Annotated in this window: 11 protein-coding genes; 4 read left to right on the top strand and 7 right to left on the bottom strand. The window is 70.5% G+C overall.

Annotated elements, in window-relative coordinates:
* Positions 1–49 precede the first annotated feature (49 nt).
* Positions 50–433, top strand: a complete 384-nt coding sequence (locus RKD20_RS05045) for a hypothetical protein (protein WP_424876594.1) — start codon at positions 50–52, stop codon at positions 431–433.
* Positions 434–444: 11 nt separating this feature from the next.
* Here RKD20_RS05045 and glgC read toward each other — a convergent pair whose 3' ends face one another.
* The 3 genes from glgC to RKD20_RS05060 are packed head-to-tail and all read right to left on the bottom strand — an operon-like array spanning position 445 to position 3,656.
* Positions 445–1,665, bottom strand: coding sequence for a glucose-1-phosphate adenylyltransferase (glgC, locus tag RKD20_RS05050; RefSeq protein WP_424876595.1), 1,221 nt, complete (start codon positions 1,663–1,665; stop codon positions 445–447).
* A 53-nt stretch (positions 1,666–1,718) separates the two neighbouring features.
* A complete protein-coding gene (gene glgA / locus RKD20_RS05055; protein WP_424876596.1) occupies positions 1,719–2,870 on the bottom strand; it encodes a glycogen synthase in 1,152 nt (383 codons plus the stop codon).
* Between the two features lie 39 nt (positions 2,871–2,909).
* The gene (locus RKD20_RS05060) at positions 2,910–3,656 is read right to left on the bottom strand and encodes a (2Fe-2S)-binding protein (protein WP_424883146.1); all 747 of its coding nucleotides are present in this window, start codon (positions 3,654–3,656) and stop codon (positions 2,910–2,912) included.
* Positions 3,657–3,866: 210 nt separating this feature from the next.
* Here RKD20_RS05060 and RKD20_RS05065 point away from each other — a divergent pair, with 210 nt between their 5' ends.
* Positions 3,867–5,009, top strand: a complete 1,143-nt coding sequence (locus tag RKD20_RS05065) for a DMT family transporter (RefSeq protein WP_424876597.1) — start codon at positions 3,867–3,869, stop codon at positions 5,007–5,009.
* Here the strand turns inward: RKD20_RS05065 and RKD20_RS05070 are convergent.
* Complete coding sequence (locus RKD20_RS05070) at positions 4,999–6,162, bottom strand: transglycosylase family protein (RefSeq protein WP_424876598.1); 1,164 nt, start codon at positions 6,160–6,162, stop codon at positions 4,999–5,001. The two genes, RKD20_RS05065 and RKD20_RS05070, sit on opposite strands and share 11 nt — an antisense overlap.
* A gap of 266 nt (positions 6,163–6,428) precedes the next feature.
* On the opposite strand from RKD20_RS05070, the gene gndA reads away from it, so the two are divergent.
* Positions 6,429–7,868 carry an NADP-dependent phosphogluconate dehydrogenase gene (gene gndA / locus RKD20_RS05075; protein WP_424876599.1) on the top strand — a complete coding sequence of 480 codons (1,440 nt, stop codon included), beginning with the start codon at positions 6,429–6,431 and terminating at the stop codon, positions 7,866–7,868.
* A gap of 1,041 nt (positions 7,869–8,909) precedes the next feature.
* Here the strand turns inward: gndA and RKD20_RS05080 are convergent.
* The 3 genes from RKD20_RS05080 to RKD20_RS05090 form a co-directional block, all read right to left on the bottom strand.
* Positions 8,910–9,260 (bottom strand): GNAT family N-acetyltransferase, encoded by a 351-nt coding sequence (locus tag RKD20_RS05080; protein ID WP_389820491.1) that lies wholly within the window; start codon positions 9,258–9,260, stop codon positions 8,910–8,912.
* Between the two features lie 39 nt (positions 9,261–9,299).
* Positions 9,300–9,719, bottom strand: coding sequence for an aspartate 1-decarboxylase (gene panD / locus RKD20_RS05085; protein ID WP_424876600.1), 420 nt, complete (start codon positions 9,717–9,719; stop codon positions 9,300–9,302).
* A 538-nt stretch (positions 9,720–10,257) separates the two neighbouring features.
* Positions 10,258–10,518 carry a hypothetical protein gene (locus RKD20_RS05090; protein WP_424876601.1) on the bottom strand — a complete coding sequence of 87 codons (261 nt, stop codon included), beginning with the start codon at positions 10,516–10,518 and terminating at the stop codon, positions 10,258–10,260.
* 471 nt (positions 10,519–10,989) lie between these two features.
* Between RKD20_RS05090 and RKD20_RS05095 the strand changes: the two genes are divergently transcribed.
* Positions 10,990–12,033: a PP2C family protein-serine/threonine phosphatase gene (locus RKD20_RS05095; protein ID WP_424876602.1), complete on the top strand. Its 1,044-nt coding sequence runs from the start codon at positions 10,990–10,992 to the stop codon at positions 12,031–12,033.
* Positions 12,034–12,455 lie beyond the last annotated feature (422 nt).

Genomic DNA, 12,455 nt, shown 5'->3' on the forward strand with positions numbered 1-12,455 from the left:
CGGACAATGGGCGACAAGAACCCTCCCCTGCCGGAAGAAGGCGACGGAGATGCCGAAGGTTTCCCGCGACACCACCACCCAGGGCGGCGACTACGGGGTGGTCGTCGACCGCTCCGAGGCGTTGGGCGACTACACGGTCGACTTCCTGACCTTCCGCGAGGACGTCGACCACCGGCCGCTGCTCAAGGGGCTGCCCGACGACCGCTGCCAGTGCCCGCACTGGGGCTACGTCTTCAGGGGCGAACTCACCTTCCACTTCGCGGACCACGACGAGGTCTACCACGAGGGCGACGCGTTCTACGCGCCCGCGGGGCACGTGCCCCTCCACACCGAGCCGGGCAGCGAATACCTCCAGATCAGCCCCTCGGACGAGCTGAGCCGGACCACCGAGGTGATCATGAAGAACCTCGGTGCCCTGGGGGAAGCGGGCTGACCCGCCCCCGACTACGACACCAGCTGCCCTTTCCCGAGGGCGATCACCCCGCCCTTGGAAACCGTGTACAGCTCCGCGTCCCGATCCGGGTTCACCCCGATCGTGGCGCCCGGCGGGACCTCGGTGTTCTTGTCGAGGACGGCGCCGCGGACCACCGCGCCCCGGCCTATCTTGACGTTGTCGTGCAGGACCGACCCCTGGACGACGGCCCCCGGGTCGACCAGGACGCCCGGTGAGAGCACGGAGCGGGAGACCTGGCCGCGGATCAGGCAGCCCGCGCTGATGATGGACTCACTGGCGATGCCGCCCGCGTTGAAACGGGCCGGGGACAGCTGGCCGGAGTGGGTGTAGACGGGCCACTGCCGGTTGTAGAGGTTGAAAGCGGGGCGCTCGGCGATCAGGTCCATGTGGGCGTCGTAGTAGGCGTCCAGGGTGCCGACGTCCCGCCAGTAGCCGCGGTCGCGGGTGGTCTCGCCGGGCACGTGGTTGGCGCTGAAGTCGTAGAGCTGGGCCTCACCGCGGTCGGTGAGCTGCGGGAGGATCGAACCGCCCATGTCGTGGACGGAGTGCTCGTCCTCGGAGTCCCGCTGGAGCGCCTCGATCAGGGCCTTGGTGGTGAAGATGTAGTTGCCCATCGAGGCGAACACGGTCTCCGGGTCGTCCGCGAGACCGGGCGGGTCGGCCGGCTTCTCCAGGAAACGCTCCACCGTGAGGCCGTCCGAGCCCGGGGAGATCACCCCGAACGACGGGGACTCGGAGCGCGGGACGCGGATCCCGGCCACCGTGACGCCCGCGCCGGACTCGATGTGCTGCGCGAGCATCTGGCGCGGGTCCATGCGGTACACGTGGTCGGCGCCGAACACCGCCACGTACTCGGGCCGCTCGTCGTAGATCAGGTTCAGGGACTGCAGGATCGCGTCCGCGCTGCCCAGGTACCAGCGCGGTCCGAGGCGCTGCTGGGCGGGCACCGGCGTGATGTAGTTGCCGAGCAGGCTCGACATCCGCCAGGTGGTGGTGATGTGCCGGTCAAGCGAGTGCGACTTGTACTGCGTGAGCACGCAGATGCGCAGGATGTCACCGTTGACCAGATTGGACAGGACGAAGTCGACCAGCCGGTACGTGCCCCCGAAGGTGACCGCGGGTTTGGCGCGATCCGTGGTCAGGGGCATCAGGCGTTTGCCTTCTCCGCCCGCGAGTACGATGCCGAGCACCGAAGGTCCGCCACGACGCATGGCCGCTCCCCTCACCTGGTTTGTGACCCATGCTTGCCCTTGTCAGAGGCTCGCTACGCCTGTTTGACGATCTCGTCGTACAGCCGGACCGTGCGCCGCGCGACGGCGTCCCAGCCGAACTCGTCGACCGCGCGCTCCCGTCCCGCCTCGCCCATCCGCCGTGCCGTGGCCGGATCGCCGATCACTGAGTCGAGTGCCCCCGCGAGAGCCGTCTCGAACCCGTCGTCCACGGTCACGAGCAGTCCGGTCCTGCCGTCGTCCACGACTTCGGGGATACCGCCGACCCGCGAGGCCACCACGGGAGTCCCGCAGGCCATCGCCTCCAGGTTGACGATGCCGAGCGGCTCGTACACCGAGGGGCAGACGAACACCGCGGCATGGGTGAGCAGCTGGATCACCTCGGGGCGGGGCAGCATCTGCGGGATCCAGTGCACGCCCTCGCGGACCCGGCTCAGCTCCTCGAAGAGCTCGCGGAACTCCCGGTCGATCTCCGGAGTGTCCGGCGCGCCCGCGCACAGCACGACCTGCGCGGCCGGGTCGATGTCCCGGACCGCGCGCATCAGATGGGGCACGCCCTTCTGGCGGGTGATCCGGCCGACGAACAGCACGAACGGGCGGTCCCGGTCCAGGCCGATGCGGTCCAGTACCTCGGTGCCGTGGTCGGGCCGGTACAGGGCGGTGTCGATGCCGTTGTGCACGATGTGGACCTTGGCCGGATCCAGTACCGGATAGCAGCCGAGGATGTCCTCACGCATGGCTCCCGACACGGCGATCACCGCGTCGGCGGTCTCGATCGCGGTGCGCTCGGCCCAGCTCGACAGCGCGTACCCGCCGCCGAGCTGCTCGGCCTTCCACGGGCGCAGGGGTTCCAGGGAGTGGGCGGTCATCACGTGCGGGATGCCGTGCAGCAGCTTGCCGAAGTGGCCGGCGAGGTTGGCGTACCAGGTGTGCGAGTGGACCAGCTCACGGCCTTCGAGGCCCGCGGCCATGGCGAGGTCCACGGAGAACGTGCGCAGCGCGTCGTTGGCGGTGTCCAGTCCGGACCAGGGCCGGTGGCGTACGACACCGTCCGCCCGGCCCTCGCCCCAGCAGTGCACGTCCAGGTCTACGAGGGACCTCAACTCCCGGGCGAGGAACTCGACATGGACACCCGCACCGCCGTACACATCCGGCGGGTACTCCCGGGTCAGCAGGCCCACACGCACCCGGAACCCCCTGTCTCTACGGCTGGTCGGCTTTCATGGTCACCCAGATGCGCCGCGCGGGGAAGAGCGCGGGGCTCGTGTGAAGCAACAGTCACCGCACACGCCACCCTCCGGCAACCGGTAGTACAGACAGCAGCTGCGGCGGCGGAGCGTGGTGCCGTCGAGCGTGCCGGTGAGCAGGGGGTGGGCGAGGAGTCCCGCCGTGAGGTCGCGGGTGCGCGCGGAGAGGTCCGGACGCCGGCCCAGCAGCTGACGGGCGGCGCCCGCGAGCGCCGATCCGGCGTTGCCCCACAGCAGTCCGCCGGCCAGCCGGTACTCGGCGCGCAGCGCTGCCGCCAGCGGTTCGAGATGGCCGTGCAGCACGACGTCGGCGACGGTGACGGCATCGCCCGGCAACGGCTCGACGCCCTCCAGCCACAGGTCGTCGGGGGCGCTCGCGTCGGGGTCCCAGCGCAGACGGTGCGATGCGAGGTCGGGGATACGGCCGTACAGGACCGCGCAGCCGAGCGCCACCGACCACAGCCGGGCCGCGAGACCCTGGTGGGCGATGGAGGCCGCGATCCGGGGCTCGGGGGCCCGCAGGGCCTCGGCGACCTTCCGGACCCGGAAAGTCAGGGGATTTCGGTAAACATCCGACCCCTGTTTCTCGTAGACTTGTGCGAGGGTCGGCAGCGCCGGGCTGGGTGCGCCGGGAGTGCCGCCGATCGTCCGTAGTACGAAGAAGGCGCCGAGCGGTCGCAGTGCCGCGAGTTCCGGGTCCAGGTCCACGACCAGCAGTAGTACCAGGACCCGTAGGGGTACCCAGCAGGGGCCCTCCACCCCGTGTCACCCGCCCTGGGGAGGACACGGACCCTTTTGTACTCCATCGGCAGTAGGACCCATTGCCTGCTCAGGGACGACGACGGGAAGAACTTTTCCGGGCATCGTGTTGGTCATGGAAGACGACCGATCGTCGCGCCGGGCAGCCAGCCCCCGCCTCACGCAGAGGAGCAGCTCATGAGTGCCCTCGCGTTGTCCGTGCTCCTCTCGCTCGTCTCCGCCGTCGCCTACGCGGGCGGAGCGATCGTGCAGGAGCAGGTCGCCGTGTCGCACCCCGACGAGCACTACGCTCCGCTGCGCCGGCCGGGCTGGTGGGCCGCTGTCGCGCTGAACGGCCTGGGCGGACTCCTGCACGTGGTGGCGCTCGCCTACGGTCCGCTCAGCCTGGTGCAGCCGCTGGGCGCCCTGACGATCGTGTTCGCGCTGCCGATGGCCGCGCTGTTCGTGGGCCGCAGGGCCGGGGCCACCGCCTGGCGGGGCGCGATCATGGCGACGGTGGGTCTGGCCGGTCTGCTCTCCCTGGTGGGCGCCTCCGACGCGCAGTCCCTGAGCACGGCCCAGCGGGTGTTCGCCGGGCTGGTGACGGCCGCCGCGGTGGTCGCCCTGATGATCGCGGGCCGGGCCGCGCACCGGCACCCGGTGGTGCGCAGCATGCTGCTCGCGACCGCGTCCGGCATAGCGTTCGGGATGTCCTCCGTGTTCACCAAGACGGTCGCCGTCGACTGGACCGGCGGCGTCACCACGGCGGACCTGCCCGCACTGGCCGCGATCGGCGTCCTGGCCACGGCCGGACTGATGCTGTCGCAGGCCTCCTACCGCGGCGCGGGCCTCGCGGCCCCGCTGGCGACCCTGACGGTCGTGAACCCGGTGGTGGCGGCGGCGGTCGGCATCACGATGTTCGGCGAAACCTTCCGCTACGGCACCACCGGCACCGCGCTCGCCCTGAGCTGCGGGGTGGTGGCGGCGGGCGGCCTGATCCTGCTGACCACGGAGCGCATCCAGCGCACCCACGCCGAGCCGTCGGCGGCCGCGGCCCTCGACGACGGGGACGCGTTCGTCCCGGTGCCCGCCGAGGAACCGGCCGACGCTCTCGTGCGCGAGGGCGTGCTCGTCGAACAGGTCGCCGCCCTGCGCGAGGAACTGCTCGTACCGGCCCCCGCCACGCCTGACGCGGCGCCGGGCCACGGTCCGACGGCCCGCCCGACCGACGAGCTCCCGCCCCCGGGCGAGGAGCCGCCGGCGTACTACGGCCCCTTCTACGGTGCCGCGTACATCCCGATGCCGGTCCTCGACCGGCATCGGGCGCGGGTCAAATCCTGACGCCGCCGGCCCTGAGATAGGCCAACGGGTCGATGTCGCTGCCGAAGCCGGGCCCCGTCCGCACCTCGAAGTGCAGATGCGGGCCCGAGCTGTTGCCGGTGGAGCCCGAACGGCCGATGCGCTGTCCGCCGCCCACGCTCTGCCCGGCCTTCACGGAGATCGCGGACAGGTGGGCGTACTGCGTGTAGCGGCCGTCGGCGTGCCGGATCACCACCTGGTAGCCGAAGGAGCCGCCCCATCCCGAGGTGACGACCTTGCCGGCCCCGACGGCCTTCACGGACGTCCCGGTGGGCACCGGGAAGTCGACGCCGGTGTGGTAGCCCTTCGACCAGGCGGAACCCGCCTTGCGGTACGGGGTGCCCAGGGAGGCGTTCACGGGGGCGATCAGGCCGGTGTCCGCGGCCTTCTCGGACTTCTCGGGCTTCTCGGTCTTCTTCCGGGTGTCGGAGGAGGTCTTCTTCGCCGGGGCGTGGTGCGTGGTGGTGGGCGTGGCGGCGGTGGCACGCAGTTTCAGCCGCTGTCCGGGCAGGATCAGGTCGGGGTCGGCGCCGACGGTCTCGCGGTTGGCGGCGTACAGCCCCCGCCAGCCGCCCCGGACCTTCTGGGCGTCGGCGATCCCGGAGAGCGAGTCGCCGTGGACCACCGTGTACATCTCGGCCCTGCCGGCCCGCGACTGGGGAGTGGTCTGCGGCTGGACGTCCCGCACGGAGGACGTCTTCGTGGACATCCTCTCGGACGTCTTCTCGGTGCGGGGGTGGACGTCCGGGGTGGAGCCCCCGCGGGTGAGCCCGGCCCGCCCCGAGCACGCCGGCCAGGCGCCCGGCCCCTGTCCGTCCAGCACCTTCTCCGCCACGGCGATCTGCTGGTCCTTGGTGGCCAGATCCGCGCGGGCCGCGTACCGGGTGCCGCCGTACGCCTCCCAGGTGGAGCGGGTGAACTGGAGGCCGCCGTAATAGCCGTTGCCGGTGTTGATGCTCCAGTTGCTGCTGGACTCGCACGCGGCGACCTTGTTCCAGGTGGCCATGTCGGCCGCGTGGGCGGTGCCGGTGCCGATGAGCGGGACCGCGATGCCGACACCGCCCGCGGTGACGGTGAGCGAGGCGCGGTTGATCCTGTTCGGCTGATACCGGCGATGCCGGCCGCGTACGGCCATGGAGGCCTCCCCCTAGACATGCGTCATGCGTCAGGAGGGGCAAAAGTAAGCGCCGCGAACAGGCCATGACAAGACGGCAACCAGCCGCGTAGGGGCGTGCGTCGGACCCGCGTCTCCCGCTGAACGCAACGAGGCGCCCGAACCGTATCCCTGGTGTGCGGACAGTCCCCCGACAAGCCAGGATGACCGGTGGACGATACTGACAAGCACGACCGGCAGCGATAGACGACCTACGCGATCCACGGGATCTTTTGGGAGCAGGCGGTATGAGCAACACAGCGCAGATCGGTGTCACGGGCCTCGCGGTCATGGGCCGCAACCTGGCCCGCAACTTCGCCCGCAACGGCTATACGGTCGCCCTGCACAACCGGACCGCGTCGCGCACGCACGCCCTGGTCGAGGAGTTCGGGAGCGAGGGCGACTTCGTCGCGGCCGAGACCGCGAAGGAGTTCGTGGCGGCCCTGGAGCGGCCGCGCCGTCTGGTCATCATGGTGAAGGCCGGTGAGCCGACCGACGCGGTGATCCAGGAGTTCGCACCGCTGCTGGAGCCGGGCGACATGATCATCGACGGTGGCAACGCGCACTTCGCCGACACCCGGCGCCGGGAGCGCGAACTGCGCGAGCAGGGCATCCACTTCGTCGGCATGGGCGTCTCCGGCGGCGAGGAGGGCGCGCTCAACGGCCCGAGCATCATGCCGGGCGGCCCGAAGGAGTCGTACGACTCTCTCGGCCCGATGCTGGAGAAGATCTCCGCGAAGGCGGCGGACGGGGCGCCCTGTGTCACGCACGTCGGTCCCGACGGGGCCGGGCACTTCGTGAAGATGGTCCACAACGGCATCGAGTACGCCGACATGCAACTGATCGGTGAGGCGTACCAGTTGCTGCGGGATGTGGCCGGGTACTCCCCCGCCCAGATCGCCGACATCTTCCGCACCTGGAACACCGGCCGCCTGGACTCGTACCTGATCGAGATCACGGCCGAGGTGCTGTCCCACGTGGACGCGGCGACGGGCAAGCCGTTCGTGGACGTGGTGGTGGACCAGGCCGAGCAGAAGGGCACCGGCCGCTGGACCGTCCAGATCGCCCTCGACCTGGGTGTCCCGGTCTCGGGCATCGCGGAGGCGGTCTTCGCCCGCTCCCTGTCCGGCCACGCGGAGCTGCGGGAGGCGTCACGCGGTCTCGCCGGGCCCAAGGCGACCCCGCTGTCGGAGTCCGAGGCGGGTGCCTTCGCGGACCGCGTCGAGCAGGCGCTGTACGCCTCGAAGATCGTGTCGTACACGCAGGGCTTCCACGAGATCGCGGCCGCCCGTGAGGAGTACGACTGGGACATCGACCTGGGCGCCGTCTCCGCGATCTGGCGCGGCGGCTGCATCATCCGCGCGGCCTTCCTCGACCGCATCCGTTCCGCGTACGACACCCGCGCGGACCTGCCGAGCCTGCTCTCCGACGACACCTTCGCGCAGGAGATCGCCGACGCGCAGGACGACTGGCGTGACGTGATCATCGCGGCGACGCGGCAGGGGGTGCCGGTGCCCGGATTCTCCGCGGCGCTGGCCTACTACGACGCCCTGCGCGCCGAGCGTCTGCCTGCGGCGCTCACGCAGGGGCAGCGGGACTTCTTCGGTGCGCACACGTACCGGCGCACGGACCGGGACGGCTCGTTCCACACGCTGTGGGGCGGGGACCGGTCCGAGGTGACCGGCTAGGCATGACGCTCGCGAGAAGGGGCCGCGCTGTTGAGCGGCCCCTTCTTTCCCGTTCGGCCTGATCTCGCGGTGGGCGTCGGTCGGGCGGCACGGCTGGGCGTGGAGGAGGGCCGCCGTGGGGCGGCCCTCCTCCTTCGTGTTCAGCCGGTTCTCGCGGCGCGCGCCGGTCGGGCGGCATGGTCCTGCCGTGCAGGCGCGGGCGGCAGCGAATTCCGGGTCGGCTTTGCCGCGGTCAGCTGAGCGGCGGCCCTGGTTCCGGGTTCGGGACCGGCTCCGGGCCCGGCGGGATCGGCGACGGGTCGGGAGTCGGGGTCGGGTTCGGAGGCTCCGGGGGCGGGCCCGGTGTAGGGACGGGGCCTGGGCCGGGCCCGGGGCCCGGAGTGGGACCGGGCGGGACGGGGTCGGGGTACGGGTTGGTCATCGGGTCCTCCAGCCAGTCGGTCGACGTCGGCTCTGGACTACTCCCCGCGTACCCGCAAGGCTTCCCGCCAGTCACCCACCCGCGTGATGAGCAAGGTCCGGGTGGGGGTGTGGGGCGTGCGGGTCGGGGGCTTGGCGTAGGGCGACGCGGGCTTGGAGAGCAGCGGCGACGGCAGCGGTGCCTGAGGCGGGCTTTGGCGCTGTGGTGCGCAGCACCGAGGGCGGGCCTGTGGTGCGCAGCACCGAGGGCGGGCCTGTAGTGCGCAGCACCGAGGGCGGGCCTGTAGTGCGCAGCACCGAGGGCGGGCCTGCGCTGCGATGTGCGGCACCGGGCTGATCACGCCGGCGCATGGACTCGGCATGACGCCCCGATGTGCCGCACCCGGAGTGCCGCACCCGGAGGAAGGCTTCCCCGCCGTAGCGGCACCGGTCTGAATCCGCCGCCCGCGAACCGGGCATGACGCCCCGGTGTGCCAGACCCGGCGGGAGTCTTGCTGACGCGGCGGCCCGATCACGCCGCCGCTCGAACTCGGCATGACGCCCGGACACCGCTCCGCTTCGGCCGCGTCTCTTGCTGTTCGGTCGGCGGCGGCCACCGGGCCGGCGCCGGTGTCGCTGGGGTCAGAAGCCCTCGGGGTGGGCCGCCAGCCACCGCTTCGCCGCGTGGAGGAGTTCCGGGGCAGCGGCAGGGGCCTCGTCCGGGTGGCGTTCGGCCCACTTGACGACGTAGGGGCACAGCGGGGCGACCGGGATGCCCTCCGCCGCCGCGATGCCGTAGAGCTCGCGGGCCAGGGAGCCCGCGATGCCCTGTCCCTCATGGGCCGGTTCCACGATGGTGTGGACCGGGACCAGGGCGCGCTCGGGCGATTCGAGGACGAAGTACTGGATGTGGCCCACGACTTCACCTCCCCCGGAACCGAACGCCTCCAGGCGTCCTGCCTGTCGGTCGTCACGGATCTCGATGTCGCTCATGGGCACGCTCCTGGTCCGAAGGTCGTCGAAGCAGCTGGGTCAGGCCGACACCGCCTGCGGGCTGCGCTCCTGATCCGAGCCCGGAACCGGCTCGGAGGGGTCGGCCCCGAGGGCGACGATGCGGTTGTCGGCGTCCACGTGCACCACCCTGGGTTCGAATGCCCGCGCCTCGGCGTCGGTCACTTGAGCGTAACTGATGATGATCACCAGGTCGCCGGGGTGGACGAGATGGGCGGCGGCACCGTTGATCCCGACCACTCCCGAGCCTCGCGCGCCCTCGATGACGTACGTCTCCAACCGGGCGCCGTTGGTGATGTCGACGATGTGGACGAGCTCACCGGGCAGCAGATCGGCCGCGTCGAGCAGATCCGCGTCGATGGTCACCGATCCCACGTAGTGCAGGTCGGCCTGGGTGACGGTGGCTCGGTGGATCTTGGACTTGAACAGAGTACGCAGCACTTTGGACTCCTGTTTTGACGGCTCCCTGCCTGCTTTGTGCAGGTCAAGGGCGGTGTCGACTCTACACCGGGACACGCCGGTCGAGAATTGTGAGGAACATCGCTCCGCTCGGGCGAGACGGCTTCATCCCTGGGCTTTCGCGCCGCACCGGCGCCTTTCAGGCAATCCTCCAGGAAAGTCCGGCGGCTCATGCTGACAGGATGCTGACTTGCCTGATGAGCCATCAACGATGCGGGAGACCACTCTGCCCACGGACGACGTGCCTCCACGCACCGACCTGTCGGGCACCGACATCGCTCTGGTTCGTGGACCACGGTCCCTTTGGTTGTCGGCCGGTCGGCGCTCGACCGCCCCCGGAAGCCGGCTCGCTGCCTGCCGCCCGCCCGAGGCCCCTCGGCAGCGTGGAACTCGCGAGCGAGGCGCATTCACATCCAACGCATGACGGGACCATCCCCGCGGGCGCGGGCGCGGGCACGACCAGCACTACCTCGTGAAGAAGCCGCTCGGCTTCAGGACGGCAGGCTACCGAAGTCGCCGGTCAGGGCAGCGTCCAGAACCGGACCGCGACGAGGTAGAAGACGACGACCCAGATGGCCATCGCCACCGCGACGATACCGAGACCACGGAGGTTGGCCCTGGCCGGTTCGTCCGGTGCCGGCCGCAGCCATCGCCCGAGCATCGGGTTCACGTAGTAGGGCATGGTCAGGAAGCTCATGAGGAAACTCGACAGCAGGTTGCCCACGAGCAGACCGATCCAGAGCGGCATGTGCAGCGGGGACAGAGCAAGCGTCAGCAGCACGACAGTCGGGTACAGGCCGACCCAGACCGCGAGGGAGGTCCTGGTCTCGGAGGGTGGCGACGGTGCCTCCTTGCCGTTGCCCTCGAAGGCGAACCAACCGCCGAACGAGTTGTCGATCGTATGCGGACATGAAGGCCATGACCTGCGGTTCGCGCCCAAGACGGCCGTGGTCCCAGACCACGTGCACCCCCGAAGAGAGGGGAGGCTCGGCCCGGAGAGGCGCGAGCTTCACCTTGACGACGGGCTCCGACCCCTGGGCTGCCCACCGCGGAAGAGCCGCTCACAGCCGGGGGCGTTCTGAGAGGGCCACACGGCGCGGTCGAGCGGCCGGTCGGCGCGCATGGGCGCCGATGCCCTCACGACCGAAGCCCGTTATGCCCCATTAAGATGATTTTTGTGATCAGGACAGGACGACCCCGGCGCCACCGCCCTTCATCCGATGCCCGACGTGAGATCGTCCTGCTGTCCCCCGTGATTCTCACCGCCCTCATCACTGGCTTGGCCTTCGCCACTCCCAGGGAAATCGCGTTCAGCCGTCTCCTGCCTGCCGCACCCGCCCTGGCCGCTGCGATGTGGCCCGTGCTCCCGACGATCGCACTGGGGGCGTTCTGCCTGCTGACCATGATCGGGCTGAACCTCGTGTACTCCGATCTCGGAACGCCTTACACGGCGGCTGCGATCGTCGCGGTCACTTTGACGGCCGCATATACGAGTCATCTTCGACTCCAGCGAGAGGAAACGCTCTTCCAGGTCCGGCTCGTCGCCGACGCAGCGCAGCAGGTGTTGCTGCGCCCGCTGCCGCACCGTGTCCAAGACCTCGATGTCGAGTCGCTGTATGTGGCGGCTCAGGAGCATGCCCGGATCGGAGGCGACTTCTACGAGGTGGCCGACACGCCGTACGGGGTTCGGCTGCTCATCGGTGACGTGCGCGGCAAAGGGCTGCCGGCCGTGGGAGCCGCCTCGGCGGTGATCAACTGCTTCAGGGAGAACGCTTACGACCAGCCCGACCTGAGGGGCGTCATCCATCGGCTGGAGACGAGCATGAGGCGCTACAGCGTCGCCATCCTCGACCCGGATCAGCCTGAGCACTTCGCCACTGCTCTGATCGCCGAGATCCCCAGTGGCGGCGGACACGTCAAAATCCTCAATTGTGGACATCCTCCGCCACTGGTGATGCGCAACGGCGAGATCCGCGTCCTTGAGCCCACCGTCCCCTCACCGCCCCTCAACCTCGCTACCCTCCTCGGGGACGACTACAACGTCGACACCGTCGCCTTCGCCTCCGGCGACCAGATGCTGCTCTACACCGACGGTGTGACGGAGACCCGGGACCGGGCCGGCACGTTCTTCCCGCTACCGGAGTGGATGCGGCAGCTCGGCCCGGCGACGCCCCGTGAGCTGCTGGACGGGCTTCACCGAGACCTACTCCATTACAGCGGCGGAAGGCTGGATGACGACATCGCGGCCGTCGCCGTCCGCTGTGGGCGCCCCGGGCTTCCAGAGCGCGCCGCGTAGGTGGCTGGAAGCCGTGTCACGGCTGCGTCTGCTCCCGGTGAGCAGGCGACCGCCGGTACGCCGTGTCCTGCGCGGAGACAGGCTCCTGGCCCCTGCCCAGTCGCGCATACGATGCCGCCGACCGCGAGCCGGCCGGCGCCTTCAGGGACGCAATCACCACGGGGTCGGCCGGGGACGAGGACGCACGGCTCGCCGCGCAGCACATCACCGCCGCAGCCCGGACGGCCGGCAGCCCACTCACGCCTGCCGCGCCGACGGGCATCTGCTCTCGACGCCCTGCTCCCGCTCAGCTCGTTCCTTCCTGCACCAACGCCCTCTGCGGCTGCGACGCGGCAGCCGCGCGACGGATTTGATCCGCGTCGGCTTGCCCACAGTGGTGCTATCAAGGGTGTATGGAGGCATTCTCCGGACGCCCTCTGAGC

Origin of the sequence: Streptomyces sp. SLBN-8D4 (assembly GCF_049739545.1) — a bacterium.
GTDB lineage: Bacteria > Actinomycetota > Actinomycetes > Streptomycetales > Streptomycetaceae > Streptomyces > Streptomyces canus_C.

Bases quoted from the DNA above. Each gene is read 5' to 3' on its own strand.
- RKD20_RS05045 (WP_424876594.1), top strand. From the start codon at position 50: ATGCCGAAGGTTTCCCGCGACACCACCACCCAGGGCGGCGACTACGGG.
- glgC (WP_424876595.1), bottom strand. From the start codon at position 1,665: ATGCGTCGTGGCGGACCTTCGGTGCTCGGCATCGTACTCGCGGGCGGA.
- RKD20_RS05065 (WP_424876597.1), top strand. From the start codon at position 3,867: ATGAGTGCCCTCGCGTTGTCCGTGCTCCTCTCGCTCGTCTCCGCCGTC.
- RKD20_RS05070 (WP_424876598.1), bottom strand. From the start codon at position 6,162: ATGGCCGTACGCGGCCGGCATCGCCGGTATCAGCCGAACAGGATCAAC.
- gndA (WP_424876599.1), top strand. From the start codon at position 6,429: ATGAGCAACACAGCGCAGATCGGTGTCACGGGCCTCGCGGTCATGGGC.
- RKD20_RS05080 (WP_389820491.1), bottom strand. From the start codon at position 9,260: ATGAGCGACATCGAGATCCGTGACGACCGACAGGCAGGACGCCTGGAG.